The following is a 26,742-nucleotide window of genomic DNA, read 5'->3' on the forward strand; positions in this document are numbered from 1 at the left end:
CTCCACAATATGGAGAGGAGCCGATGGGCCTATTGATAGAAGGCAAATGGCAGGACCGCTGGTACGACACCGGCGAAGATGGAAGCTTCAAGCGGGAAAGCGCCCAGTTCAGACACTGGGTAACGTCCACTGGTGAGCCTGGCCCTACAGGCGAGGCAGGCTTCGAGGCAGAGCCTAACCGCTACCGCTTGTATATTTCTCTAGCCTGCCCCTGGGCTCATCGCACCCTTATTTTCCGAAAGCTTAAAGGCCTTGAGAGTATTATCGACGTATCCGTTGTTAGTTGGCTTATGAAGGACAAAGGATGGACTTTTGATCAAACGCTCGGCTCAACGGGTGACACACTTGATGAAGCCAAGCGGTTCCTTTATGAGCGCTACCTAGAGGCTACACCTCATTACACAGGTCGCGTTACAGTACCAATGCTTTGGGATAACAAGCATAAGTGCATCGTTAACAATGAGTCTGCCGATATCATCCGCATGATGAATCATGCATTTGACGGACTGACAGGCAACAGCATCGATTTTTATCCAGAACCATTACAGCAAGACATCGACTCACTTAACGAGCTTATCTATGCCAAGGTGAATAACGGTGTTTATAAGGCTGGATTTGCAACAGAGCAGTACGCTTACGAACTCGCCTTTGAAGAGCTGTTTACTACTCTTGATCAACTAGAAAATCGCCTGAGCAGGCATCGCTATCTGACAGGAAAATACCTGACAGAAGCAGATTGGCGACTTTTTACAACATTAATACGGTTCGACTCAGTCTATTACGGACACTTCAAATGCAATCTACGCCGCATTACAGACTACCCTAACCTTCAGGGATGGCTGAAGGAGCTCTATCAGTGGCCAGGCATTGCAGGGACTGTCAACTTTGAGCATATCAAGCATCACTATTATGGCAGTCACGAAACGATTAACCCTAACGGGATCATTCCCAAAGGGCCAGCACTCGACTTAACGTCGCCTCACGATCGAGAGCAGTTGCCCGCTGTAGGTTTATGGCAGCGTGACCGTTAAGGATGCGATTGGCCTTCGAACCAGGCCAGCTTTTCACGCAAGGTTACGACCTCACCTACGATTATTAGCGTAGGCGCATGAACCTCATGGCGCGCTACGAGAACAGGTAAATCTGCCAGCGTTCCCGTAAATACACGCTGACTTGAGGTGGTGCCTTGCTGAACCAAGGCGGCCGGCGTACAAGCGTCACGCCCGTGCTTGATAAGCTGCTCGCAAATGATTGGTAGCCCAACCAACCCCATATAAAAAACCAACGTTTGCCCCGGAGAGGTCAAATCACTCCATGGCAAATCACACGTGTCATTTTTTAAATGGCCTGTGATAAAGCGTACAGATTGGGCATAGTCTCTGTGCGTCAACGGTATACCGGCATAGGCCGCACAGCCACTGGCAGCTGTAATACCCGGCACTACCTGGAATCCGATCCCATGGGCAGCCAGACGCTCAATTTCTTCGCCCCCGCGCCCAAAGATAAACGGATCGCCGCCTTTAAGTCTTAGGACACGCTTACCTTGACCGGCCAAATCAATTAAAAGCTGATTGATTTCTTCTTGCGGAACCGCGTGCTCAGCCCTTTTTTTGCCTACATAGATTCTATCAGCGTCTCTACGACACATATCCAGGATAGCGGGAGCAACCAAGCGATCGTATAAGACTACATCGGCCTGCTGCATGAGGCGTAAAGCCCTGAATGTCAGCAAGTCAGGATCGCCCGGTCCCGCGCCCACCAGATAGACTTCGCCCTTAATGCTTGAGGATGCGTTACAAAGTTTCTCTTCAAGCAAACGCTCAGCTACTTGAGGCTGGCCAGCGAGTACCTTTTCGCCAATTTCGCTTTGGAATACCTCTTCCCAGAAAACGCGCCTCGCCTGGACATCACCAAAACGGCGCTTAACCTTAGAACGAAATTTCTTAGCCAGGCCGGCTAGCTCACCATATGCAGCAGGTATCCAACTCTCTAGTTTGGCTCGTACAAGCCGAGCCAAGACAGGCGCATCTCCCCCGCTCGAAACCGCGACAATCAAAGGTGAGCGGTCAATAATTGCAGGAAAGATAACAGTGCACAGTGAAGGAGAGTCCACCACATTAACTGGCACACCTATCGCCTTGGCTTGGGCCGAAACCTGGATGTTAAGGTCTTCATTATCGGTTGCAGCAATAACCAGGACGGCCCCACCCATATCATCTGCCTGGTAGGGCCGCTCGATCAACGAATCGCCACCATTTTCAATCAATTCTCGCATGGCCGGATGAATGCGTGGCGCAACAACCTTGAGCATTGCCCCAGCATCCTTAAGTAAACGCGCCTTGCGTAAAGCGACCTCACCTCCACCAACAATCAGTACAGGGCGGCCGCTCAGATTGTGAAACAGTGGCAAGAACTCCATCAGCCAATAACCTCAACGCCACCCATGTACGGCTTGAGGACTTCCGGTACGCGAATGGTTCCATCGGCTTGTTGATAATTTTCTAGCACAGCCACTAACGTACGACCCACTGCTAAGCCCGAGCCGTTTAATGTATGTACGAGCTCTGGCTTGCCCGTTTCCGGGTTACGCCACCGAGCCTGCATACGGCGCGCCTGGAAATCACCGCAGTTAGAGCAGGAAGAAATCTCGCGATATTTATCCTGACTCGGAATCCATACTTCAAGGTCATACGTTTTGGTGGCACTGAAGCCCATATCGCCAGTGCAGAGAGCAAGCACACGATAGGGCAACTCTAGAAGTTGCAGAACACGCTCAGCATGACCTGTCAGAGCCTCTAACGCCTCGAAAGATTTTGCAGGCTCAACGATATGTACCATTTCAACCTTATCGAACTGGTGCTGACGGATCATGCCCCGCGTATCGCGTCCGGAAGCACCCGCCTCGCTACGGAAGCATGGGGTATGGGCTACCAACTGAATAGGCAGTGCCTTGGCATCCAAAATCCTGCCCGCTGCGATATTGGTCAATGTGACCTCCGCAGTCGGGATCAGATAAAGCGGACTTTCACCGTCACGCGGAACCTTGAACAGATCTTCCTCAAACTTAGGAAGCTGCCCTGTGCCTTGTAAGGTTTCGGCCTGGACAAGATAAGGTGTGTAAGCCTCCTCGTAACCATGCTCGCCCGTATGCAGATTGATCATAAACTGCGCCAATGCACGGTGTAGACGGGCTATAGGGCCTCGCATCAAGGCAAAGCGAGCACCCGAGAAGCGAGAGGCCGTATCAAAATCCAACCAACCATGAGCTTCACCCAGGGTTACATGATCCTTAACTTCAAAGTCAAAACGCTTAGGAGTGCCCCAACGGCGAACCTCTACGTTCTCCTCCTCGCTGGTGCCCACTGGAACGGACTCATGTGGCAAGTTAGGCAGCCCCAGCAGCAGAGCATCCAATTCAGACTGAATCACGTCCAGCTCACGCTTGGCGGTCTCCAGCTCGCCTCCCATACGGTCCACATCGGCCAGAAGCGGCGCGATGTCTTCACCGCGCGCCTTGGCTTGACCAATGGCCTTTGATCGACTGTTACGTTCAGCCTGAAGCTCCTCGGTACGTGTTTGCACAGACTTGCGAGTTGATTCCAAGGATTCGATGCGCTGTACATCAAGCGTGAAACCACGCGCGGCAAGGCGTTCTGCCACTTCCTGAGGCTGTGTACGTACCAGTTTTGCATCAAGCATGTTTTTTCTCGTATCAGAGTTTTGTCAATGACAGGCCTGCCCACGTAGCAAGCAAACCACCTACGACGCTGGCCGTGGCATATCCAATGGCAAGCAAAGCCTGGCCACCTTCCAGCAAGCGTAATGTATCAAGGGAAAAGGAAGAAAAAGTTGTTAAGCCACCTAGAAAGCCAACGATAAGCCCTGCTCTTAGCTCCGCAGGCACATCAGGTCGAATAAGGAAAAGACCGTATAAAACACCGATAAGCAAGCAGCCCACATAGTTGACGATCAATGTGCCCATGTAGAAATGCTTAGGCCAGCTCGCCGTTATCCAGGATGTCGTGATAAATCGCAACAGAGTGCCTAGTACACCACCCGCTGCGATAGCCAGGATCATGGGTGTCATGGCGCTTTCCGCCGCTGGCGCAGACTGGCCCTATCCAAGTCAGCCAAATGACTGAGCTTGTCACGAATTTTGAGCTCTAAACCGCGTGGTACAGGCTCGTAGTAATGAACCGGCGCCTTATCCTCGGGAAAATAATCTTCACCTGCCGCATATGCATCAGGTTCATCATGTGCATAGCGATACTCCTCACCATACCCCAACGACTTCATTAGCTTGGTTGGCGCATTGCGAAGATGTACAGGAACTTCATGAGAGCCATTCTGCCTGACATCTGCCATTGCCATGTTGAAAGCTTTGTATACCGCATTGCTTTTAGGCGCACAGGCCAAGTAAACAAGGGCCTGCGCAATAGCAAGCTCACCCTCCGGGCTGCCCAACCGCTCTTGGACATCCCAGGCAGAAAGACAGATTGATAATGCACGCGGATCGGCATTACCGATATCTTCACTGGCCATCCGCACAACACGACGAGCAATGTAGAGCGGATCGCAGCCTCCATCGATCATACGGGCGTACCAATACAAGGTTGCGTCGGGATTAGAACCCCGAACAGACTTATGCAACGCAGAAATTTGATCGTAAAACGCTTCACCGCCTTTATCGAAACGGCGGCGCCCATCACCAAGCAAGCTTTGTAAAAGATCCGGGCTTATGTCTGAGCCGTCTTCAGCCAAATCGGCCGCATTTTCAAGTAGATTGAGTAATCTGCGGCCATCTCCATCGGCAGCGGCCAATAAAATCTTCCGACTTTCCTCTGGAAGGCTTAACCGGCGCTTACCAAGGCCCTTGTCTTCAAACAACGCTCGATTGGTAAGCTGAGTTAAGGCCTCTTCATCCAGGCTTTTGAGAACATAAACACGTGCTCTCGAAAGAAGCGCATTATTAAGTTCAAAAGAAGGGTTTTCAGTCGTCGCTCCAATAAACAAAAGGGTGCCGTCTTCCACATAGGGAAGAAACGCATCTTGCTGGGATTTATTGAAGCGGTGAACTTCATCAACGAACAATATGGTTCGACGCCCATACTGAGCAGCCTGCTGCCGGGCTATCTCAACAGCCTGACGGATCTCCTTTACACCGGAAAGAACCGCCGAGATCGTCTCGAAATGAGCATCGCTGACTTCAGCCAGCAAACGCGCCAATGTCGTCTTGCCGACGCCTGGTGGGCCCCAGAAAACCATTGAATGCAGCGCGCCCTGCTCCAGTGCTTCTCGCAGAGGTTTTCCTCGGGCAAGCAAATGCTGCTGGCCAACGTATTCGTCCAGGGTGGTGGCACGCATACGAGCAGCCAGCGGCTGAGCCACTGGCGTTGCGCGGAATAGATCCATGGGGCAGGATCACTCCTGAATGACGTCGGCACCTTTAGGAATTTCAAACACGAATTCCGAGGCGTTTACCGGCTCATTCATTTTTACGTTGAAGAACAGGATATTGGTGCGTTGACCGACGCTATCGATCAGCTGCATATCGTTGATTACGTTACCGCGAAATGAGAGGCGCAAGCTGTCAAACAGCGTATCGCTGGTTTTAGGCTTGAGCACAAAATCAGTCACGTTACCGCTTTGCTTGTAGGTAATTGTAAAACTGTCCTCAATCTTCGACACATCACCGGACAATAGCAACGCAGGCGTCTGGGTTAGGCGCTGATCCAGCTTCTGAATAGTCACCTGCTCAAGGTCTGGATCGTATAGCCATACCTTTTGCCCATCAGACACCAGCAACTGCTCCATGGGAGAATCTGTATGCCAACGAAAAAGACCTGGCCGCTTGAGACTCAAATTACCCGCAGTCTCCTGAAGACGGGTCCCGGAGCCATCTAGAGTCAGCTGGGAAAAGCGAGCCGTCATGGTCTGCGCTTTCTCCAGATACTGGGACAGACGGTCCGCTGCATCCGATGCAGCCTGAGCCGAGACGCTTAGAAAAGTTGTAATTGCCAGGGCAAACAAGCGAGTCAATCGCATGGAATTCCTCTTAAACATTGGTTAATCACGCACAGGAGAAGGTGCAATCACCTCTCTTGAACCGTTCGTATTCATAGGCGTGACAACTCCAGCCATCTCCATGGCCTCGATCATTCGCGCAGCACGGTTATAACCGATCTTGAGCTTGCGCTGAACCGCAGAAATCGAGGCCCTGCGGCTTTCGGTTACAAAGCGGACAGCCTCATCGTAAAGGGGATCGTCTTCATTTCCTTCACTGCCATCACCACCGCTACCACCCTCAAAGGAGCCACCGCCCTCATCTGCTCCCGCAAGGATGTCTTCAATGTAGTCAGGCGCGCCGCGTTGTTTCCAGGCTTCAACCAGGCGATGCACCTCGTCATCTGAGACGAAAGCGCCATGGACACGAATAGGAAGACCCGTGCCTGGTGGGAGATAGAGCATGTCACCATGCCCCAGCAGCTGTTCTGCACCACCCTGATCAAGAATGGTTCTAGAGTCGATCTTGCTCGATACTTGGAAAGCCATACGCGTCGGGATGTTAGCTTTGATCAGGCCGGTAATAACATCTACCGAAGGGCGCTGCGTGGCCAGGATCAGGTGAATACCTGCAGCACGCGCCTTTTGAGCAATACGCGCAATCAGTTCTTCCACTTTTTTGCCAACAATCATCATCATGTCGGCGAATTCATCGACAACTACAACGATCGTAGGCAGCGCTTTTAGAAGCGGCGCTTCGTCATCCATGCTTTCGCGTCGATAAAGAGGATCTGTCAGAGGTGTCCCTGCCTCCTCCGCGTCCTTGATCTTGCGGTTGAAGCCAGCAAGGTTTCTGACCCCCATAGCAGCCATGAGCTTATAGCGCCGCTCCATTTCGGCTACGCTCCAGCGCAGCGCATTGGCAGCCTCTTTCATGTCCGTCACGACAGGGCAAAGAAGGTGTGGAATGCCCTCGTAGATAGACAATTCCAACATCTTGGGGTCGATCATGATCAACCGCGCCTCTTCGGGCGTCGACTTGAACAGAATCGATAGAAGCATAGCGTTTACGCCAACGGACTTACCCGAGCCTGTGGTACCTGCTACAAGCAAGTGCGGCATTTTGGCCAAATCCGCGATAACAGGCCTACCGCCAATGTCATGGCCTAGGGCGAGCGTCACGGGCGACTTGGAGGCCTCATATTCAGGAGACTCCAATACTTCAGAAAAACGCACCATCTGTCGGTCTTCATTTGGAATCTCGATACCGACAGTAGTTTTGCCCGGAATGACCTCAACAACCCGAACACTGAAAACAGCCAGTGAGCGCGCCAGATCTTTCGCCAAGTTAGAAATACGGCTGACTTTCACTCCAGCAGCAGGTTGTATCTCAAAACGAGTAATGACTGGTCCCGGGTGAACCGACTCGACTGTGACCTCGACACCAAACTCCTTGAGTTTTATCTCAAGCAGACGTGACATCGTCTCAAGCGACTCTGGAGAAAAACTCTGCTGTTTTTTCTCTGCCGGATCCAGCAAGGATATCGGTGGTATCGTACCTTCAACGGCTGAATCAACAACGTGCGCGGCAGGCGGAGCGGATCGTTTTGCCTCGATCGGCTTAGGGATCGGAGCAGGCGCTGGCATATTGATCTGAGGTGCTGGCTTGGCAGCTTGAGGCTTTTCCACTACAGGCCGCTCATTAACTGGCATAGCGGGAACGGACTTGCGCTCAGGCACCAGAGCTTCATCATCAAGCTCAACGGTTTCAACGACACGCTCACGAGTCTTTTTAGCTTCTCGCTTGATAGGCGCCTGAGGTTCTTCCTCCTCAACCTCAAGCTCTTCATCGTCGTAATACTCTTCATCCTGCAGTTGTGAAGCAAGACGCTTCCGCTCACTGCGGCTACCCATCCAGCGGCTGGCGCCTCCCTGAACAAGCTCGAATAAATCAAGCGTAATCTTTCCTGTCAGGTCCATGACCTTAAACCAGGAGAGATCGGTAAAAACGGTGAGGCCCAACAGGAATACTGCTAAAAATAGCAATGTACTGCCCTGCACATTTAGAGCATTAAGGGCAAGTTGCCCCAGGCTTTCTCCAAGCGCACCGCCTGCCGAAGCCGGCAAATGGGCGTCAGCGTGAAAGTGAATGTAAGCCAGTGCAGAGCCTGCCAGAATAAGGAAAACCAGTCCGGTCAGACGCCATGAAAACAGCCACCCGCTCCATTCCCATGGCATATAGCGATGCCTGAACACCTGCCAGGTCTTGATGCCTAACAGCAACGGAAAAATGAAAGCGAAGTATCCCAACGCCATAAAGAGGACATCAGCCAGCCATGCGCCAGCACGCCCTGCAGCGTTGTGGATCTGATCTATACGACTGGTGTGCGTCCAGCCTGGATCAGAGGGGTCATAGGTCAATAAAGCCATCAGTGTATACAGACACAAGGCGGCTAATGCGATAAGCAACACCTCCTTCAAACGATAATGAAGGTGTTCGCGCCACTGTGTCACATGGCTGGCAGAAGTAGATTGTTTCAAACGCGACTTTTCCTGCACCGACAACGTGAAGATGAAAAGAAACAAGGCAGCATTCTACGACCCTACGCAGCTCGTTCCATACGAAAAACCGAGTCGCAACAACAATGACCTATTTTTACCACGACTTTAGCCGTGAACCATGCATTGGAACATTCTTTTGCTGTTGTGACAAAGAGTTATGCAGCATTCCTCAACAAAGTTTAAATCAAAAGGGAAAACTGGCGCTTGCCAGTAATCGGAGTTAGCCTGAAGACTACTTTGTTAACCCCCTCCCCTTCCATGCTGACTTGGTTGAAACGCGACTTTATACAATTTCCGCCGCTCAGTAGTGCGCTGAGCGAACCTAATGGGCTGCTTGCGATAGGCGGTGACCTTTCACCCGAACGCTTGATTGCCGCCTATCGTCACGGTTGCTTTCCATGGTTCCAGGCTGACCAACCCATTCTTTGGTGGTCACCCGACCCCAGAACGGTATTGATACCTGAAGAGATCCATATCTCTCGCAGCCTTGCAAAGCTGATTCGTCAGCAACGCTTTACGGTGACCTTTGACAAAGATTTTGCGCAGGTCATCAAGGGGTGCTCTGAACCACGAGATTATACCCACGAAACATGGATTACCTCGGAAATGCAGCAGGCCTATGTAGAGCTTTACAAACGAGGCATTGCTCATTCAGTCGAAGTTTGGGAAGAAGACTCGCTCGTCGGCGGCCTGTATGGCTTGGCAATCGGTAAACTATTCTTTGGAGAGTCCATGTTTAGCCGCACCGCCAACGCGTCCAAGGTTAGTTTCGCTACATTGGCTCAGCAACTGGCAGAATGGGACTTCGCGCTGATTGATTGCCAGATGCCCACGCGACATCTTGAAAGCTTTGGCGCGACGAGCATTTCTCGTACGCAATTTTCGAACTATTTGGCACGATACCTGGACGAAACATCTAAAGCAGACTGGTCTTCGCAACCGGCATGACAAGATTGATTACCTTCCTCATGTTTTCCTAGAGGTAGATTATGAGCGAGCTGGCCCGATTGAAGTTTTACGCCACTCAGCCGCACACTTGCAGTTACCTGCCTGACCAGCAGGCAACCACGCTCTTTCTCGACCCCGCCCAACCCATGAGCGGCCAGCTGTATGCCGAACTCTCTGAATTAGGTTTCAGGCGCAGCGGAGATCATCTATATCGACCTCACTGCCAGCAATGCAAGGCGTGCGTTCCGGCACGTATTCGCGCTGCCGATTTTGTTCCCGATAGACGTCAGAAGCGTATTCTCAAGCGAAATGCAGATATCACCATTGAAAAGCGTAGGCCTCGCTTTACAGAAGAGCATTATCGACTGTATGCACGCTACATTACGGAACGGCATGCAGACGGAGACATGTACCCTCCAAGCCGAGAACAGTTTACGACCTTTCTTATCCGGGAGCTGCCTTACGCCTTTTTTTACGAAATGCGCTTGGGCGAACGCTTGGTTGGCGTTGCAGTAACCGATGTGTTACCCAACGGCCTGTCTGCCGTGTATACCTTCTATGATCCAGACGAGGAACGTAGAAGTCTTGGTACGTTTGGCATTCTCTGGCAGATCGCGGAAACGGCACGCCTGAATCTTGAAGCGGTTTATCTCGGTTATTGGATCAAAGGCTGTCGAAAGATGTCCTATAAGACTCAATATCGGCCAATCGAACTCTTTGTCAATCAACGCTGGGTTCGAGTGTCCTGACATCAGACATGGCATCGATTGAGTTTTTCGGGCACAATGCATGCCGATTTTCCGCCTGGATGGTCCAGGCATTTTTATGTTACCGAGGGGCTTCATAACCTATGTCGAAAGAAGACAGCTTCGAAATGGAAGGTACTGTCGTCGACACCCTGCCTAACACCATGTTCCGCGTGGAGTTGGAAAATGGGCACGTCGTTACGGCGCATATTTCTGGAAAGATGCGCAAGAACTACATTCGTATCCTAACCGGAGACAAGGTGCGCGTGGAACTGACGCCCTACGATCTGAGTAAAGGTCGAATCACGTATCGCGCTCGTTGATACCTCCACAAAAAAGCCCGGCATATGCCGGGCTTTTTTGTGGGCGCAACCTCTTTATGCAGGCTCCGCCGTAGTTTCGTACTCAAAGGCTAACTCATCACCCTTGAGATCGATGTGAACCACCCCCCCATGTTCAGCCAACTCACCAAACAAGATCTCTTCAGCCAGCGGCCGCTTGATCTTATCCTGAATGAGACGCCCCATGGGCCGAGCTCCCATCTGAGGATCATAACCGTTGGTAGCCAGCCAGCCGCGGGCAGCATCCGAGACCTCAAGCTGAACGCGTTTATCTTCCAGCTGAGCTTGCAACTCAGTGAGGAATTTATCCACGATGCTCTTGATGGTTTCGTGGCTAAGGCGACCAAACTGGATAATGGTATCCAGGCGGTTACGGAACTCAGGTGTAAAGCTCTTCTTGATAACTTCCATTGCGTCGGTTGAGTGATCTTGCAACGTGAAGCCGATCGAGGCACGAGAAGCAGTTTCAGCACCTGCGTTGGTCGTGAGAATCACAATAACGTTACGGAAATCAGCCTTACGGCCGTTGTTATCCGTCAACGTACCATGATCCATGACCTGCAGAAGCAGGTTAAAGACCTCAGGATGCGCCTTTTCGATCTCATCAAGCAGAAGTACACAATGCGGCGTCTTGGTAATAGCTTCAGTCAGCAGACCACCCTGGTCAAAGCCAACGTAGCCAGGAGGCGCACCGATCAAACGCGAAACGGTATGACGCTCCATATACTCCGACATATCGAAGCGGATCAATTCGATCCCTAACGCTTTAGCTAGCTGTCTTGCCACCTCTGTCTTACCAACACCGGTAGGACCGGCAAACAGGAAGGAGCCGACCGGCTTGTCGGGCGATTTAAGACCAGCTCGCGAGAGCTTGATAGCAGTCGACAGCGAGTCGATTGCCATGTCCTGACCAAATACCGTCAATTTCAGATCGCGCTCCAGATTACGCAGAAGCTCCTTGTCCGACGTATTGACCGTCTTTGGAGGAATTCGAGCAATCTTGGCAACGATGTCCTCAACCTGTGCGACTTCGATACGCTGCACACGCTTCGATTCAGGCTGTAATCGCTGGAAAGCACCCGCCTCATCAATGACGTCGATAGCCTTGTCCGGCATATGTCGATCATTAATATAACGCGCAGCCAAATCGGCGGCGGCACGCAGTGCCTCATCACTGTACTCAATACCATGATGTTGCTCAAAGCGAGCTTTCAGGCCTCGCAAGATACCAAAGGTATCTTCAACGGAAGGCTCAACCACATCAACTTTCTGGAACCGGCGCGCCAAGGCACGATCTTTCTCGAAAATACCGCGGAATTCCTGGAAGGTTGTTGAGCCGATGCAGCGGATTTCACCCGATGACAACAATGGCTTGAGCAGGTTAGAAGCATCCATTACACCACCAGATGCGGCACCCGCACCGATGATTGTGTGGATCTCGTCAATAAACAACACAGCATGGGGACGCTTACGCAACTCGTGTAGCAACCCCTTGAAGCGCTTCTCAAAATCGCCGCGGTACTTGGTACCAGCCAGCAGCGCACCCAAGTCAAGTGAATAAACGACACTATCAGCCAGCAGATCCGGCACCTGCCCATCAACGATGCGCTTAGCCAAACCTTCAGCAATCGCCGTTTTGCCTACCCCGGCCTCACCCACCAGCAAAGGGTTGTTCTTGCGGCGGCGAGCCAGAATCTGGGCGACACGCTCTACTTCGTTCTCACGACCGACAAGAGGATCGATACGACCCTGACGAGCCAACTCGTTCAGATTACTTGCATAAGCCTCCAGAGGATGGTTGCTGGCGGTTGTTTCTCCGCCCTCCTCATCAGGCTGATCCTGCTCTTGGTCTCTCTCATTGGTGCCAGGCACCTTGGAAATCCCATGAGCGATAAAATTGACAACATCAATACGCGCTACGCTCTGTTGCTTGAGCAAAAAGACCGCCTGGCTTTCCTGCTCTGAAAAAATCGCAACAAGGACGTTCGCTCCGGTTACCTCTCGCTTGCCGGAACTTTGCACATGGAAAACAGCACGCTGCAGGACACGCTGGAAACCAAGCGTAGGCTGGGTTTCACGCTCTTCATCTTGCTGCGGGATGAGCGGAGTCGTCGAGTCGATAAACTCGTGCAGATCCCGCCGCAACTTATCCATGTTCGCACCACATGCACGAAGCACTGTTGCAGCCGCTTCGTTATCCAGCAACGCGAGGAGGAGGTGTTCGACAGTCATGAATTCATGACGCTTCGTTCTTGCCTCCTTGAAGGCAAGATTGAGGGTGACTTCGAGCTCACGATTCAACATAGCTTCACCTCATAGCCAGGCACAGATCAACTTTCTATTTCAATCTCACAAAGGAGCGGATGCTGGCTCTCCCTAGCATATTGATTCACTTGCATGGCCTTGGTTTCAGCAATGTCGCGAGTAAAGACTCCACACACGGCCTTACCTTGGGTGTGAACGACCAACATTATCTGTGTGGCCTTTTCACGATTCATGCTAAAGAACTTCTCAAGCACCTCAACAACAAACTCCATCGGGGTGTAGTCGTCGTTGAACATAAGTACCTTATACAACGACGGAGCCTTCAATGCAGGTTTTGCTTCCTGGACAGCCAGGCCTGCACCGTCATCCTCGTGATGTGAAGGGCCTTGTTCTGATGTTAGTCGAATATGGCTGATTGGATGCATGCTCAAGAAATTTTTTCTAGTGAATGGATTAGAAGGTCCGCAAAGACCTTGATCTACTTCTCAGGCGAATATCGCATCGCCTTGACTAACCCTAAAAGGGTGTTAAAACCTTTGGATACCCATAAGGGTACCAGGGGTTCCGTGTTTTAGTGCGTTCAAGACTATCTGAACGGGACTGTAGTGGGATAATACTCCACCTGTGGAGTCCTTTGCAGAGGGATGCCAGCATGCTCAGCGGCAAAGTCAAGTGGTTCAACAATGCCAAGGGATACGGCTTCATAGTAGCGGAAGGAAGCGACGAAGACCTATTCGCTCATTATTCAGCAATCCAGATGGACGGCTATCGAACACTGAAAGCTGGCCAGGCCGTGAATTTTGAAATCATTCAAGGCCCCAAGGGCTTGCATGCCGTTAACATCCGCGCTGCGGAAGTAGCTGCACCAGCAAGAACCGAACGAATCAGCGAGCCTGCCAATGCAAGGATGACCTCCGAGGTGTGACGCCAGGATTCGCAGTTATGCCTGAGCGGCTTTATCGCTCAGGCATAGAATCTTGCTTACCTTGCCGATCACTATGACCTAAATCCCTATCCGGATTAATAAGGTCGCGAACACGCTGTTTCAAGACCTTGGCCTCAGGAAAACCTCCATCCCGTTTTCTTTCCCATATGAGAGCCCCATCGCAAGTAATCTGAAAAGTACCACCTGTCGATGGCTCAAGGCTGACCCGGCCCAGTTCAGTGGCAAAGGTACTCAACAACTCCTGCGCCATCCAGGCCGCTCGCAGTAGCCACTGGCATTGTGTGTAATAGGTAATAACCACCTCTGGCTTTTGCTCAGTCATCCCATTCTCCTCTTTTGAGCTGCTTATAATAAGCTTCCCGTCTCTCGCCTGCCTGTGGCTTGCTCATGCGATACCTATTTCTTTGTTTACTACTGTTACTGCCAAGCCTTTCATGGAGTGACCAAGCTCACTCTAAAATAGGGCTGGTATTATCTGGGGGCGCAGCGCGCGGACTCGCTCATATCGGCGTATTGAAAGCACTGGAAGAACAAGGCATTCATGTCGATGCCATCGCTGGAACCAGCATGGGTGCAGTCATTGGCGGTTTGTATGCAGCTGGCTACAAAGTTGACGAAATTGAGCGCATTGCCAAAGAAATGGACTGGCAGCAGGTACTTTCGGATCAACCTCCCCGTAAGGACGTTCCGTTTCGACGAAAGCAGGATGACAGAGACTTTCTCATCAAGCAGCAACTCAGCTTTCGAGACGATGGAACGCTGGGCCTTCCGATTGGTGTCATTCAAGGCCAGAACCTTTCCATGCTACTGGAAAGCCTGCTGGTCCACACGAGCGAAACGCGAAACTTCGATAAATTGGCTATTCCCTTTCGTGCCGTTGCCACTGATATCGTGACAGGCGAAAAAGTTGTGTTCAGCAAGGGACATTTGCCCCGGGCTATTCGAGCCAGCATGTCAATTCCAGCCGTATTTGCACCGGTTGATGTAGACGGACGCTTGCTAGTCGATGGTGGCATGGTTGATAACATCCCTATCGATGTCGCTCGCAGCATGGGTGTTGATAGGGTTATTGCTGTTGATATCGGCACTCCACTATTGAAACGCAAGGAGCTTACTACCGTTGTAGACGTGCTCAACCAGTCCACTACCCTGATGACACGCAACAACTCCGAAGCTCAGCTGGCAACACTCACATCCAAAGATATTTTGGTTGAACCACCGCTGGCTGCGTACACCAGCGCTGACTTTGGTAGCGTCAATGAATTAATTGACGCTGGCTATCGCGCCACTCAGGCATTGTCTTCTCGCCTGGCCAGTCTGAGGCGCCCGCCGGTAGACGATACGGACATTGCATTGTCCATTGCACGCCAGCCGGGGCAGCGAAACCCGATCATTACAGAGGTACGGATCGAAAACGACTCCAAGGTAAGCGACAGTGTTATCCGGCATTACGTACGTCAGTCATTAGGCGAACCGCTTGATCTAGAAAAGTTAAAAGACGATATGGGCACCATTTATGGGCTCGACTACTTTGATCAGGTGGAATACCGCATCGTCCGACAAAAGAAGAAAGGCGAAGACGATAACGCCCTTGTAATTCATGCGCTCGGAAAACGCAGCGGCACTGATTTTCTGCGGCTAGGCTTGAACCTTTCAGACGACATGGAGGGCGACAGCGCTTTTAATATAGGCGCCAGCTATCGGATAAACGGCATCAATAAATTAGGCGCCGAATGGCTGACCCGCCTTCAGGTTGGCGACAAACAAGAACTTTACACAGAGTTCTATCAGCCGCTGGATGTAGGCTCACGATATTTCTTTGCGCCCTATCTGAGTGCGGACGCACAAAACATCGAAGCCGTCCAGGATAATGATCCTATAGCTGAATATCGTCGTGAGCGGTATGGGTACGGATTTAATGTGGGGAGACAGATTAACAACAATGGCGAGATCCGCTTTGGCATCGGTCAGCGCTGGGGTAAAACGAAGGTCCATATCGGTAATTCGAATCTCCCGACCGATACATTTAGCGAAGGCTTCTATGAGCTGAAATACTCATTCGATACCATGGATAATGTGGACTTTCCCAATGAGGGAGAAGATATTTCTGTAACCCTTCGCCAATTTGATACCAGCCTTGGCTCGGATGAGCGTTACCAGCAGATGGAGTTCAAATTAGACAAGGCGTTGACGTTTGGCCAGGACACTGTAGTTCTAGGTGGTTATTACGGCCGAACGTTCAACGATATTGACACGGTAACCAGCAGCTATCTCTTGGGCGGCGCAAGGCAACTTTCCGGTTATCGACAGGATGCCCTGTCTGGCCAGAATTACACGCTGGGGCGGCTGATCTATTATCGTCGGATGACAGAGCGCTCACTCCTACCGCTCGACTTCCCTGTTTATCTCGGAGGAAGTCTTGAGCAAGGGCGTATCTGGAACAATGGAAATAACTATGACAGCGGCTCAATCACCGCAGGTAGTATTTTCCTGGGATTTGATACTCCACTGGGACCGCTTAACTTTAGCTATGGATTAAATGATGACGGCCAACGAGCGGTTTACCTGAATCTCGGAAATAACTTCTAAGGCTCAAATTAGACGTTTACAGCGCGCATCAAGCAATGCGCGCCAGTAGTACCTCTGCCTCATGGCGCTGTGCATCGTTTCCTTCATTGAGGATCCGCTGAAGAATAGCGCTGGCTGCCCGCATATCGCCTTGGGCCATGCAGGATTTCGCCTGTTGCAACAGAGGGCTGGCCGGATAATCGCTCAGCTCATTGTCTGCCACCGAGGCGCTCGGCACATGGCTGGCGAAATGCTCGTCCAGCGTCATGTCCAGCTCATCCACTGATGGCAACTCTCCTAACGTATAAGGAAAATCATCGTCCAACGCCTCAGCAGGCTTGGCTTTTTCATGTCCTTGCTCAGCGTCTAGCAGCTCTGTAAGGGCAATAGCGTCATCAAAACTGAGGTCCTGTAAATCCAGATCGAAATTTTCGATATCGGCTTGAGTGGGCTTCATTTCGTCAGCTTTCAAGTCAAGCTGAGGTTTCCACTCCTCTTCCAGACCGTCGGGCAGATCAAGAGAAACCTCCAGAGGTTCCTCCTCAGCTTTGACGCTCTGCTCCTCAGCCGATTCCTCGATCATGCCTGGAAGGAGTGCCTTTAGCTGATCGATTGCCTGCGTATCGCCACCCAATTCACGAACGGCCGCCTCTTGAACGGCGAACAGCTTTCTCTCACCTAAAGCAGCCAGCACCTGGAGCAGCATCATGCGCAGATCCAGGCGGCCAGGCTGCTCGGCGATGCCTTCCTCAAGCACCTCACGAGCCTGGTTATAACGTCCATAAGCCAGGTAAATTTCGGCACGTCCCAGAAATTCATCGTCAGCCTTGGGCGTGGCATGCTGGGGTGAAACAGGTATCTGAGGCTCAGCATCATGCGGTTCCACACGGCTAGCTATAACCGCTGGCTCGACAAGCGGCACAAGAGCATGACCGTCATGATCGGGCTCGTCCCCTTCAGGTACACCAGTCACTACAGCAACTGCCGATTCCTCCCGTGTACGTCGACGACGTAACGCAATGACGGCCGCTGCCAGCAAGGCGGCTACAGGAACCAGCCATAAATAATAGGATGACCAATCCCTTTCCTGCTCTGCGCCGGCTTGCACCGGTGACGGTGCGACAAGAGGGCTTAGGGTCTGCGAAGCGCTCTGTTCAGGCAGCGTAGTTGGAGCAGACGGAGCAATGGTGGGTGCCTGTGAAGGATCTTCAGACGGCGCCCGAGCTACTCCTATATCACCGTCGGAAAGAGTTGACGGGGGCGGTGCCAAAGACGGGTCCGCTGGCGAGGGTATATCGCTTGTTTTTTCAGAGGTACGCAGCTGAGCAACCTCCTGCTGCAACGCTGCGATCTGGTTATCCTTATCCCTTACGGTTTCATCCAGACGAGCCTGGAGTTGCTCCAATTGAGCTTGCAGCTGAGCCATACGAAGCAGAAGCTGATCCTGCTGAGCAACCGCCGTAGGTACTGTCTGCTCCACTCCAGCTTGTACCGGGGCAGTGTTCGTGGGCGACTCTGACGGTAAGGACTGTTCACGAGGAGGATTTTGCGCCGGAGCAGCAATCGATGCGCCGTTTTGTTCAGCCCCTGCTACAGGAGTAGAAAAGTCGGCAGGAAGACGTAACGTTTGCCCTACCCTGAGCCGGTGCATGTCGCCCGCGGCAAATGCATTGGTATTCAGCGAATACAAGTCCCCCATCATTTGCTGAACAGAGCCTTTACCCGCCTGGCGAACCAGCTTCTGTGCAATCTGCCAGAGCGTATCGTTTGCGCGTGTCGTGTAGGTAGCAGCACCTGCCTGAAGGCCTGGTCTGGGTGTCGGCGCAGGAGGCGTAGATGGCCGCGAAGCACGGGGTGCAGCAGGACGTGATACCTGTGCATAGCTGTTGCTCCGGCTCACCGCAGGGCTTGCAGGCACCTGATAGCCAGGCGGATCTATCAGCACAGTGAACTCACGCAACTGACGCCCGCCGGGCAGCTCAAGACCAACCAGAAAACTCAAATAAGGCTCGCTAACCGGACGGGTCGATGTGACGCGAATATAACTCCTGCCGCCCGGCTCAATCACTGGCGTGAAGTGCATGTCGCTCATGAACTGAGTACGATCGAGGCCAGAACGCGCAAACTCGTCATTAGACGCAAGGCCGATGTGAAAATCGCTGGCCTCAAGCTCACCGACATCCACCAGCTCGATACGCGCGCTAAGAGGCTGATAGAGGGAAGACTGAAGCGTGATGTTGCCCAGCCCGACTGCAAAGACAGAGCTGCTGCCAACGCCCAGCACCAGGCCGGATACTATTACGAGAGTTCGAAAACGATTAACGTTTTTCGTGGCCATTCAGCGCCCTAACTGCAAATAAAAAAATTACCGCCCTGACAACGGCAACGGCTGCGCTCGTAGAAAGTTTAGGAAATCGACTAGCGAGCGCTATTCAAAAAAGTAGCACTGAAAGTATAGAGGGACAAACCGATGCGACGCGGCCCTCAGCGGAGCCGCGAAGATTCCGATTACTGGCCTCGTTTTTCGAGGTTGGCTAGTACTTTCTGATGGACTTGCTGGCAAATATCAATCGCGGAGTCATCAATACCCGCCAGCAACTCTTCACGCAACTCATCCGCAATGGCTTGAATCTTTTCAATAAGCGGGCCAGCGGCAGCTGTCAGCATGATGCGCTTGGCTCGACGATCTTCACTCACCGCCACTCGGCGCACCAGTTTCTGAGCTTCAAGTCCGTCCAAAAGACGAGCCAATGTTGGCCCCTCTACACTGACACTTTGGGCCAGTTCTCGTTGAGTAGGATGCTGATCCTTCATGCGTGCAAGGGTCAGCAAGACCTGCCAGCGCGCCTGGGATAAACCCAGATGGCTCAGACGGCGATCAAGCTCTGCCCGCCAGGCACGCGAAACATGGAAAAGCTGACGACCAAAGAGATGGGGATCGTTTTGCGGCATGGACCAATGACCTTATCGTTTTGACGGTTATTATTGTTTAGCTATTAAACAGCCTACAATCTAGTTTTGATAGTGAATTTATCCCGCCATCAGCTCATTTGACAGCTTATCTCTCTTTACTCTGCGAGCTCTGCAGCCAGTGCAGCCCTTATGCAGTACAAAACACCGACAGGCACTTGGTCAGCGAATCGATCCGCCAGCGCTGCTGCTGGAGGCAAGTCGCCCTCTTCCTCCAAAAACGCATCCTGGATTTCGCCTACAAGATCATCGGGCAGCTCAAGCGCCTGCTCCAGTGAAAGCTGCTGTCGTGCAATGGCCTCCGCTAGAATGCTGTACACATTTTTCTCAGAGCAGGAAAGCTGCCGTGAGATTTGCGGAGGCGTCATACCCGCACGGACCAGGGTAATGACCTCATGACGAACATCGGCAACAGGCTCCAGTGCTGCTGGGGCGTCTGTCAGCACGTCAAGAAAAGCCTGGCCATACCGTTCAAGCTTCCGCGCGCCCACACCACTGATACGCCCCATATCGTGCAAGGTTCGTGGCTGTCCCCGCAACATTTCCAACAAGGTTGCATCCGGGAAAATGACATAAGGAGGCACTCCGTGCTCTTCTGCCAGTTTCCGACGCAGCGTACGCAGGGCCTCCCACTGCTGACGCTCTTCAGAGCGTACCAATTGGCTGGCTGCGCTGGGGCCGGAATTGTTACCGCGTGTACGCTGCGGCTTGGGATCACGGCGTAGCTCGAGCGTCGTTTCCCCACGCAGAAGCGGACGGCATGCCTCCGTCAGACGGAGACCACCAAAGCCGTCTACATCCACGTCAGCGAAACCACGCGCTACCAGCTGACGAAAGAGGGTTCGCCATTCATCTTCAGCCAGCGATTTACCAAGGCCGAAAACAGCCAGACGCTCATGACCCAGACTTTTGATCTTGTCATTTTCCCGCCCCAGCAGGATATCGACCAGATGGCCTACGCCATACCGCTGACCGCTCCTATAGATGGCTGACAATGCCTGCCGAGCCGGCTGGGTGGCATCCCAGGTTTCGACACCATCTACGCAATTATCACAATGCCCACAGGGCTCAGGCAATGTTTCATCGAAATAGGCCAGCAGTACCTGCCGGCGGCAGCGTGTCTCTTCGCACAATGCCAGCATGGCTTCGAGTTTGTTGCGCTCTACGCGCTTATGACGCTCATCCCCTTCGGAGCTTTGCATCATCTGGCGAAGCAGCAGGACATCCTGCAATCCATAAGCCATCCAGGCATCAGAGGGCAAACCATCCCGCCCTGCTCGTCCAGTCTCCTGGTAATACGCTTCCAGACTCTTGGGCAGATCCAGGTGCGCGACAAAGCGAACGTTCGGCTTGTCGATGCCCATGCCAAAGGCAATAGTCGCGACCATGATGAGCCCTTCTTCGTTGAGGAAACGTTTCTGGTTAAACGCACGCAGCTCGTTGGAAAGCCCTGCATGGTAAGGCAAGGCGGGAAAACCCTGCACAGAAAGGTACTCAGCTACCTCCTCGACCTTTTTACGCGACATGCAGTAAACAATGCCCGCATCACCCCGATGCTGCGTCAGAAACGACAACAACTGCTTGCGAGGCTGCTCCTTGGGAACAATACGGTAGAAAATGTTGGGTCGGTCAAAACTGGATAGAAACTGCTCGGCATTCTGCAGATGCAGTCGCTGAATCATTTCATCCCGGGTCCGCATGTCTGCCGTAGCGGTCAAGGCAATGCGTGGCACATCGGGAAACTGCTCTGCCAATTGGCCAAGCTGCAGATACTCTGGCCTAAAATCGTGCCCCCACTGGGAAACGCAGTGCGCCTCGTCGATGGCGAATAGTGCAATGTTGCCGAGTCGCTGCAGGAAATTCAGCATGCGCGGCTGCACCAGACGCTCCGGCGCCAGGTACAAGAGCTTGATCTCGCCGCGCTCAAGCCGTGCAGCAATGTCGCGCTGTGCCTCGGGCGAAAGCGTCGAATTGAGCGCGACCGCTGGCACGCCTAGTTCATCCAGCGTCGCAACCTGATCATCCATCAAGGCGATCAGTGGCGAGACGACAACGGTCAGCCCCTCACGCAACAAGGCGGGTACCTGATAACACAGGGATTTGCCGCCACCTGTAGGCATGAGCACCAGCGCATCTCCGCCGTTGGCAACGCGCTCGATAATCCGGGCCTGATTGCCACGGAACGCGTCATAACCAAAGACGTCTTTAAGAATACGCAAAGCTTGATCGAACATGCTGCCTCCATTTGATGGCGCGCATTATACGGGCACTGACAAGAAACGCCCGGTTATCCGTCACTCAGTGCCCAAGGCTGTAACAAAGCCCTGATAGAAGGGCCAGATTGGCTAGATTAATGACGTGCCTTTTGCCGCGGCGCACCGGCTCGTCTACAATCGGCTTCGTTGAGGCAGTTGCAGAACGTGACACCATGCACGTCGTCCGTGTGGCTTTCCCGAGTTCAGCCTATGAACAATATGGAACTCAATAGGCGATTTGCGGGAACATCATCGTAACGCGACTGCCTTTATCGTATATCCAGCCCGTTTTCCGAGGTAAGTAACCGATGTCCTTCGCTGAACAACTGTCCCGTCTCCGTGAGTTTCTTGATGCGGACGACCTGCATGAGGAAGCGCTCGACTACATCGCAGCGCACGGTTATCTAACCGCTCTGGCCATTTGCCCGGAAGACGTACCCGAGCGTGAATGGATCGATGCCCTTTTCGCCGAGCCGCCGCATTACACCAGCGATGCACAGCGCGAAGAAATCGAATCCACGCTTGTCCAGCTCAAGGCGCATATCCTGCGCATACTGGGCAGCGATGAAGAGCTTGAGCTTCCATGCGACCTGGAGCTAGGCGACGATCCAGATGACTCCGACCTGCGCGGCTGGTGTATCGGATTCATGGAAGGCGTCTTCCTGCGTGAAGCCGTCTGGTTCGAGCAGGCCGAGGAAGAAGTCAGCGAGCTGCTGTTGCCCATCATGGTTGGTTCAGGCCTTTTCGAAGAACAGGCTGAATTCAGCGATATCGCTGAAGACCCTGAACTGGTCGATAACATGGTTTCGCAGACTCCGGAAATCCTGACGCAGCTGTTCCTGCTGTGCCATGCCCCTGAAGAAAAGCCAGCGTTGCTAAAGCCTCGTCACTGAGGCTCTCAACATCGAATGCCTGAACGAGATGTACGCGTCAGCCGGCGGCCCTGGGTCCGTTATAGCCTGCTGACGCTGGGCTGGGTCAGTGTTACCTTGGGCGTGATTGGCATTTTTCTGCCTCTTCTACCAACCACCCCTTTTCTCCTCCTCGCAGCGGGCTGCTTTATGCGCAGCTCGGAGCGCTTCTATGGCTGGCTGGTCAACCATCCTCGGCTAGGCCCCTGGATCAAGGATTATCTGGAAGGTGAAGGGATTCCGCTCAAGGGAAAAATCTACGCCATTCTCACCATGTGGATCAGCATTGGAGTCTCCAGCTGGCTAGTACCCTATTTCTGGGCACGCGTGTTCATGGTGGTCAGCTCGGTCTGCGTGACAATCTACATCCTTCGTCAGAAGACTCGTCCCGTCCCTTAGCGGGACTCATTTATCATCCTTAAAGAAGCGTTTTCTACTTGACTTCTCTTGCTTACCTCTATCGCATCCGGTCATAAAAGCACCACTACATATAGTGTTAACGTTTGAACGAAATTTCATTTGGCTGCTCTGACGAAAAGATGTGGAAAACGCGACTGACGGCGAACCTCAGAAGCCATGCGACCTGCGTCGACATATCCCAAAATTACCCACTTTTTATCCACAGGCTGTGGCGTTTTATCAACTTGCAAAGCAGCCGCTAGCGCATTATCTTGTACCTCGCTTTAACGAACATCCCTATATATTGGGGTTCGCCGAGCAACCGGACACTAGACAATGTAAAACTTGTCAACCCGTCAAGCGTTCAGCCTCCGGTTGGTCGAAGCTCTTTTTCAATGACGATTGACGCAGCTTCGGAGACCAGCCAACCCGCTATTCCTCCCCGAAGCCCATACAGCCCCTACCACTACATGATGTGGTTAGCCGCCGGCTGGTATTGAATCGTTTTTTGAGCCTTTAACGCTTTATGGCTCATGTTTGAGTGATTAACGGGCCTGGCCATAAGCCGTGTCTGGTGTGAGCGTTTTGCAAAGCCAACCCGGCGCCGTTTTGCAAAACGCTTAAAGATAGGAGCCGTAGAGGCTCCATCGTACTTATAACGTTAGGAGACGAACCCGCATGCAGACTGATCTGTCCCGCGAGAAAGCAACGACCGACGGCTTCCCGGCCGACGACAACAACCTGGACGTCAAGGCCACTGCTCCCGGCCAACTGCGTGTCATCAAGCGTAACGGCACAGTCGTTCCCTACACTGACGACAAGATCACCGTTGCCATCACCAAGGCATTCCTGGCTGTTGAAGGTGGTACTGCTGCGGCTTCCTCACGTATCCATAACACGGTAAAGCGTCTGACCGAGCAGGTCACAGCGACCTTCAAGCGTCGCATGCCTTCCGGTGGTACGATTCACATCGAAGAAATTCAGGATCAGGTCGAATTGGCCCTGATGCGTGCCGGCGAACAAAAAGTGGCCCGTGATTACGTGATCTATCGCGAAGCACGCGCCCAAGAGCGCAAGCGCGCCGTTGCTGAAGTGGCAGAGCCGCATCCAAGCATCCGCGTAACCAAGGCTGACGGTACTCTGCTTCCGCTGGACATGGGTCGTCTGAACACCATCATCTCCGAAGCATGTGAAGGCTTGGCCGAAGTCAACGGCGAGCTGATCCAGCGCGAAACACTGAAGAACCTGTACGACGGCGTAGCCGAAAAAGACGTTAATACCGCCTTGGTCATGACGGCGCGTACGCTGGTTGAGCGTGAGCCGAATTACTCCTTCGTTACAGCCCGCCTACTGCTCGACAGCCTGCGTGCTGAAGGCCTGTCCTTCCTAAGCGTTGCAGAAAGCGCCACTCACCATGAGATGGCCGACCTGTATGCCAAGGCCCTGCCCGCCTACGTTGCCAAAGGCGTAGAGCTGGAGCTGCTGGATCCGAAACTGGCAAGCTTCGACCTGGAAAAGCTGGGCAAGGCGATCAACCACGAGCGTGACGGGCAGTTCACCTACCTCGGCCTGCAGACGCTATATGACCGCTACTTCCTGCATAGCAACGGTACCCGCTTCGAACTGCCGCAGCTGTTTTTCATGCGCGTCGCCATGGGCTTGTCCCACATGGAAGCCGACAAGGAAGCGCGGGCAATCGAGTTTTACAATCTGCTGTCCAGCTTTGACTACATGGCGTCCACACCGACCCTGTTCAACGCCGGCACCCTGCGCCCACAGCTGTCCAGCTGCTACCTGACTACCGTCCCGGATGATCTGTCGGGCATCTACGGCGCGATCCACGATAACGCCATGCTGTCTAAATTCGCCGGCGGCCTGGGTAATGACTGGACTCCGGTCCGTGCATTGGGCTCCTACATCAAGGGCACCAACGGCAAGTCCCAGGGCGTTGTTCCGTTCCTGAAGGTAGTGAACGACACCGCCGTAGCCGTTAACCAGGGTGGCAAGCGCAAGGGCGCCGTCTGTGCGTACCTGGAAACCTGGCACCTAGATATCGAAGAATTCCTCGAGCTGCGCAAGAACACCGGTGACGACCGCCGCCGTACTCACGACATGAACACCGCGAACTGGATTCCGGATCTGTTCATGAAGCGTGTATTCGATGACGGCAATTGGACCCTGTTCTCCCCTTCCGATGTACCGGATCTACACGACCTGTACGGCAAGGCATTTGAAGAGCGTTATGAGTATTACGAAGCCCTGATCGAATACGGCAAGATCAAGCTGTACAAGACCATCAAGGCCAAGGATCTGTGGCGCAAGATGTTGTCCATGCTGTTCGAAACCGGCCATCCCTGGTTGACCTTCAAGGACCCATGCAACCTGCGCAGCCCGCAGCAGCACGTGGGCGTGGTTCACAGCTCCAACCTGTGCACCGAGATCACCTTGAATACCAACAAGGACGAGATCGCTGTATGTAACCTGGGCTCGATCAACCTGGTGAACCACATCGTCGAAGGCAAGCTGGACATCGAAAAGATTGGCCGTACCGTAAAGACGGCCGTGCGCATGCTCGATAACGTTATCGACATCAACTACTACTCGGTTCCTCAGGCTCGCAACTCCAACCTGAAGCACCGCCCGGTGGGCATGGGCATCATGGGCTTCCAGGACGCGCTGTACCTCCAGCACATCGCCTATGGTTCAGATGCCGCCGTCGAGTTCGCCGACAAGTCCATGGAAGCGATTAGCTACTTTGCGATCCAGGCGTCCTGTGACCTGGCCGACGAGCGTGGTAGCTACGAGACGTTCGAAGGCTCGCTGTGGTCCAAGGGCATTCTGCCGATCGACTCTGAAAAGATGCTGATCGAAGAGCGTGGCTCCAAGTACATTGAAGTCGACCTGTCCGAGACATTGGATTGGGCGCCGATTCGCGAACGCGTTAAGAAAGGTATCCGTAACTCGAACATCATGGCCATCGCGCCGACTGCAACCATCGCCAACATCACCGGCGTATCGCAGTCCATCGAGCCGACTTACCAGAACCTGTACGTGAAATCGAACCTGTCGGGCGAGTTCACCGTGATCAACCCCTACCTGGTGCGTGACTTGAAAGCACGCGGCCTGTGGGATCCAGTCATGGTCAACGACCTCAAGTACTACGACGGCTCCGTCCAGCAGATCGAGCGCATCCCGCAAGACCTGAAGGACCTGTACGCTACCGCGTTTGAAGTCGAAACCCGTTGGATCGTGGAAGCAGCGAGCCGCCGTCAGAAGTGGATCGATCAGGCACAGTCCCTGAACCTCTACATCGCTGGCGCCTCGGGCAAGAAGCTGGACGTAACCTATCGCATGGCGTGGTTCCGTGGTCTGAAGACCACCTATTACCTCCGCGCCCTGGCTGCTACCAGCACCGAGAAGTCCACCATCAACACCGGCAAGCTGAATGCCGTTAGTGCAGATCCGATCACCGGCGTACAAGCCAGTGCCTCACCGGCGCCAGCACAAAAAGCCGAGGCAGCACCCGCTCCGGCTCCGGCACCAGTGCCCAAGGCCTGCAGCATCGACGACCCCGACTGCGAAGCCTGTCAGTAAGCCATAAGCCCTCTCTTCGGAGAGGATTCGGGGAGGGGTTTACCACCCTCCCCGAACGTAAATCCAAACACAACAAGTACTGAAAATCGGCCTCACGAGACCGATTGGCCTGTCCCTGCCTTGAGCATGATTACAGGGGCTCACCTTGGCAGAGCAGGCATGATTGGGGCGTAACCACATAGTGCGGTCATCCGCTGCTTAAACGTGTGACGTCCGATCAAACACCGTGCCCCA

21 protein-coding genes are annotated in these 26,742 nt (G+C 53.1%); 9 read left to right on the plus strand and 12 right to left on the minus strand.

Annotated features, from left to right (window positions below):
- Window positions 1–23 precede the first annotated feature (23 nt).
- Window positions 24–1,031 (plus strand): glutathione S-transferase family protein, encoded by a 1,008-nt coding sequence (locus AC4LF3_RS11225; RefSeq protein ID WP_434134411.1) that lies wholly within the window; start codon window positions 24–26, stop codon window positions 1,029–1,031.
- Here the strand turns inward: AC4LF3_RS11225 and cysG are convergent.
- From cysG to AC4LF3_RS11255, 6 genes are read right to left on the minus strand one after another with little or no spacing between them, the layout of a single operon-like run.
- Window positions 1,028–2,419 (minus strand): siroheme synthase CysG, encoded by a 1,392-nt coding sequence (cysG, locus tag AC4LF3_RS11230; protein WP_491835327.1) that lies wholly within the window; start codon window positions 2,417–2,419, stop codon window positions 1,028–1,030. The genes AC4LF3_RS11225 and cysG overlap by 4 nt on opposite strands.
- Complete coding sequence (gene serS / locus AC4LF3_RS11235) at window positions 2,419–3,699, minus strand: serine--tRNA ligase (RefSeq protein WP_404627934.1); 1,281 nt, start codon at window positions 3,697–3,699, stop codon at window positions 2,419–2,421. The genes cysG and serS overlap by 1 nt, the downstream gene beginning before the upstream one ends.
- Window positions 3,700–3,712: 13 nt before the next feature.
- Window positions 3,713–4,087, minus strand: coding sequence for a fluoride efflux transporter CrcB (gene crcB, locus AC4LF3_RS11240; RefSeq protein ID WP_010794653.1), 375 nt, complete (start codon window positions 4,085–4,087; stop codon window positions 3,713–3,715).
- Window positions 4,084–5,412: a replication-associated recombination protein A gene (locus AC4LF3_RS11245; protein WP_073450179.1), complete on the minus strand. Its 1,329-nt coding sequence runs from the start codon at window positions 5,410–5,412 to the stop codon at window positions 4,084–4,086. The genes crcB and AC4LF3_RS11245 overlap by 4 nt, the downstream gene beginning before the upstream one ends.
- A gap of 9 nt (window positions 5,413–5,421) precedes the next feature.
- A complete protein-coding gene (gene lolA, locus AC4LF3_RS11250; RefSeq protein WP_010794655.1) occupies window positions 5,422–6,045 on the minus strand; it encodes an outer membrane lipoprotein periplasmic chaperone LolA in 624 nt (207 codons plus the stop codon).
- Between the two features lie 21 nt (window positions 6,046–6,066).
- Window positions 6,067–8,568, minus strand: a complete 2,502-nt coding sequence (locus tag AC4LF3_RS11255; protein WP_219855017.1) for a DNA translocase FtsK — start codon at window positions 8,566–8,568, stop codon at window positions 6,067–6,069.
- Window positions 8,569–8,823: 255 nt separating this feature from the next.
- On the opposite strand from AC4LF3_RS11255, the gene aat reads away from it, so the two are divergent.
- The 3 genes from aat to infA all read left to right on the plus strand — a co-directional run bounded on the left by aat (window position 8,824) and on the right by infA (window position 10,582).
- Window positions 8,824–9,513 carry a leucyl/phenylalanyl-tRNA--protein transferase gene (aat, locus tag AC4LF3_RS11260; RefSeq protein ID WP_491836279.1) on the plus strand — a complete coding sequence of 230 codons (690 nt, stop codon included), beginning with the start codon at window positions 8,824–8,826 and terminating at the stop codon, window positions 9,511–9,513.
- Between the two features lie 41 nt (window positions 9,514–9,554).
- The gene (locus AC4LF3_RS11265; RefSeq protein WP_010794658.1) at window positions 9,555–10,262 is read left to right on the plus strand and encodes an arginyltransferase; all 708 of its coding nucleotides are present in this window, start codon (window positions 9,555–9,557) and stop codon (window positions 10,260–10,262) included.
- Between the two features lie 101 nt (window positions 10,263–10,363).
- Complete coding sequence (gene infA, locus AC4LF3_RS11270; protein ID WP_002553999.1) at window positions 10,364–10,582, plus strand: translation initiation factor IF-1; 219 nt, start codon at window positions 10,364–10,366, stop codon at window positions 10,580–10,582.
- A 54-nt stretch (window positions 10,583–10,636) separates the two neighbouring features.
- On the opposite strand, the gene clpA is transcribed toward infA, so the two are convergent.
- Window positions 10,637–12,904, minus strand: a complete 2,268-nt coding sequence (gene clpA / locus AC4LF3_RS11275; RefSeq protein WP_074824332.1) for an ATP-dependent Clp protease ATP-binding subunit ClpA — start codon at window positions 12,902–12,904, stop codon at window positions 10,637–10,639.
- Between the two features lie 26 nt (window positions 12,905–12,930).
- Complete coding sequence (gene clpS, locus AC4LF3_RS11280; RefSeq protein ID WP_026004116.1) at window positions 12,931–13,290, minus strand: ATP-dependent Clp protease adapter ClpS; 360 nt, start codon at window positions 13,288–13,290, stop codon at window positions 12,931–12,933.
- A gap of 227 nt (window positions 13,291–13,517) precedes the next feature.
- Here clpS and cspD point away from each other — a divergent pair, with 227 nt between their 5' ends.
- Entirely contained in the window at window positions 13,518–13,790 is a 273-nt protein-coding gene (gene cspD, locus AC4LF3_RS11285) for a cold shock domain-containing protein CspD (RefSeq protein WP_010794662.1), read from the plus strand.
- Window positions 13,791–13,821: 31 nt separating this feature from the next.
- Here cspD and AC4LF3_RS11290 read toward each other — a convergent pair whose 3' ends face one another.
- Window positions 13,822–14,133, minus strand: coding sequence for an Rdx family protein (locus AC4LF3_RS11290; protein WP_491835328.1), 312 nt, complete (start codon window positions 14,131–14,133; stop codon window positions 13,822–13,824).
- Window positions 14,134–14,198: 65 nt separating this feature from the next.
- Here AC4LF3_RS11290 and AC4LF3_RS11295 point away from each other — a divergent pair, with 65 nt between their 5' ends.
- Entirely contained in the window at window positions 14,199–16,400 is a 2,202-nt protein-coding gene (locus tag AC4LF3_RS11295; RefSeq protein ID WP_491835329.1) for a patatin-like phospholipase family protein, read from the plus strand.
- Window positions 16,401–16,428: 28 nt separating this feature from the next.
- Here the strand turns inward: AC4LF3_RS11295 and AC4LF3_RS11300 are convergent, their stop codons facing one another.
- The 3 genes from AC4LF3_RS11300 to recQ form a co-directional block, all read right to left on the minus strand.
- Entirely contained in the window at window positions 16,429–18,717 is a 2,289-nt protein-coding gene (locus AC4LF3_RS11300) for a type IV pilus assembly protein FimV (RefSeq protein ID WP_491835330.1), read from the minus strand.
- 170 nt (window positions 18,718–18,887) lie between these two features.
- Window positions 18,888–19,331 carry a MarR family transcriptional regulator gene (locus AC4LF3_RS11305; RefSeq protein WP_010794666.1) on the minus strand — a complete coding sequence of 148 codons (444 nt, stop codon included), beginning with the start codon at window positions 19,329–19,331 and terminating at the stop codon, window positions 18,888–18,890.
- Between the two features lie 116 nt (window positions 19,332–19,447).
- Entirely contained in the window at window positions 19,448–21,583 is a 2,136-nt protein-coding gene (gene recQ / locus AC4LF3_RS11310) for a DNA helicase RecQ (RefSeq protein WP_491835331.1), read from the minus strand.
- A 329-nt stretch (window positions 21,584–21,912) separates the two neighbouring features.
- Between recQ and AC4LF3_RS11315 the strand changes: the two genes are divergently transcribed.
- From AC4LF3_RS11315 to AC4LF3_RS11325, 3 genes are all read left to right on the plus strand, one after another.
- A complete protein-coding gene (locus AC4LF3_RS11315; protein WP_491835332.1) occupies window positions 21,913–22,497 on the plus strand; it encodes a UPF0149 family protein in 585 nt (194 codons plus the stop codon).
- A gap of 15 nt (window positions 22,498–22,512) precedes the next feature.
- Window positions 22,513–22,914, plus strand: coding sequence for a YbaN family protein (locus AC4LF3_RS11320; protein ID WP_150347186.1), 402 nt, complete (start codon window positions 22,513–22,515; stop codon window positions 22,912–22,914).
- Between the two features lie 678 nt (window positions 22,915–23,592).
- Window positions 23,593–26,508 carry a ribonucleoside-diphosphate reductase subunit alpha gene (locus tag AC4LF3_RS11325; RefSeq protein WP_019367028.1) on the plus strand — a complete coding sequence of 972 codons (2,916 nt, stop codon included), beginning with the start codon at window positions 23,593–23,595 and terminating at the stop codon, window positions 26,506–26,508.
- The last annotated feature ends 234 nt before the right edge of the window (window positions 26,509–26,742 follow it).

The sequence above is a fragment of the Pseudomonas sp. C2.3V genome (genome assembly GCF_058536325.1).

Coding starts and splice junctions, on each gene's coding strand:
- AC4LF3_RS11320 (WP_150347186.1), top strand. CDS start 22,513: ATGCCTGAACGAGATGTACGCGTCAGCCGGCGGCCCTGGGTCCGTTAT.
- recQ (WP_491835331.1), bottom strand. CDS start 21,583: ATGTTCGATCAAGCTTTGCGTATTCTTAAAGACGTCTTTGGTTATGAC.
- lolA (WP_010794655.1), bottom strand. CDS start 6,045: ATGCGATTGACTCGCTTGTTTGCCCTGGCAATTACAACTTTTCTAAGC.
- cspD (WP_010794662.1), top strand. CDS start 13,518: ATGCTCAGCGGCAAAGTCAAGTGGTTCAACAATGCCAAGGGATACGGC.
- clpA (WP_074824332.1), bottom strand. CDS start 12,904: ATGTTGAATCGTGAGCTCGAAGTCACCCTCAATCTTGCCTTCAAGGAG.
- AC4LF3_RS11325 (WP_019367028.1), top strand. CDS start 23,593: ATGCAGACTGATCTGTCCCGCGAGAAAGCAACGACCGACGGCTTCCCG.
- AC4LF3_RS11305 (WP_010794666.1), bottom strand. CDS start 19,331: ATGCCGCAAAACGATCCCCATCTCTTTGGTCGTCAGCTTTTCCATGTT.
- AC4LF3_RS11245 (WP_073450179.1), bottom strand. CDS start 5,412: ATGGATCTATTCCGCGCAACGCCAGTGGCTCAGCCGCTGGCTGCTCGT.
- AC4LF3_RS11300 (WP_491835330.1), bottom strand. CDS start 18,717: ATGGCCACGAAAAACGTTAATCGTTTTCGAACTCTCGTAATAGTATCC.
- clpS (WP_026004116.1), bottom strand. CDS start 13,290: ATGCATCCAATCAGCCATATTCGACTAACATCAGAACAAGGCCCTTCA.
- AC4LF3_RS11290 (WP_491835328.1), bottom strand. CDS start 14,133: ATGACTGAGCAAAAGCCAGAGGTGGTTATTACCTATTACACACAATGC.
- AC4LF3_RS11295 (WP_491835329.1), top strand. CDS start 14,199: ATGCGATACCTATTTCTTTGTTTACTACTGTTACTGCCAAGCCTTTCA.
- AC4LF3_RS11225 (WP_434134411.1), top strand. CDS start 24: ATGGGCCTATTGATAGAAGGCAAATGGCAGGACCGCTGGTACGACACC.
- crcB (WP_010794653.1), bottom strand. CDS start 4,087: ATGACACCCATGATCCTGGCTATCGCAGCGGGTGGTGTACTAGGCACT.
- AC4LF3_RS11265 (WP_010794658.1), top strand. CDS start 9,555: ATGAGCGAGCTGGCCCGATTGAAGTTTTACGCCACTCAGCCGCACACT.
- infA (WP_002553999.1), top strand. CDS start 10,364: ATGTCGAAAGAAGACAGCTTCGAAATGGAAGGTACTGTCGTCGACACC.
- cysG (WP_491835327.1), bottom strand. CDS start 2,419: ATGGAGTTCTTGCCACTGTTTCACAATCTGAGCGGCCGCCCTGTACTG.
- aat (WP_491836279.1), top strand. CDS start 8,824: ATGCTGACTTGGTTGAAACGCGACTTTATACAATTTCCGCCGCTCAGT.
- AC4LF3_RS11315 (WP_491835332.1), top strand. CDS start 21,913: ATGTCCTTCGCTGAACAACTGTCCCGTCTCCGTGAGTTTCTTGATGCG.
- serS (WP_404627934.1), bottom strand. CDS start 3,699: ATGCTTGATGCAAAACTGGTACGTACACAGCCTCAGGAAGTGGCAGAA.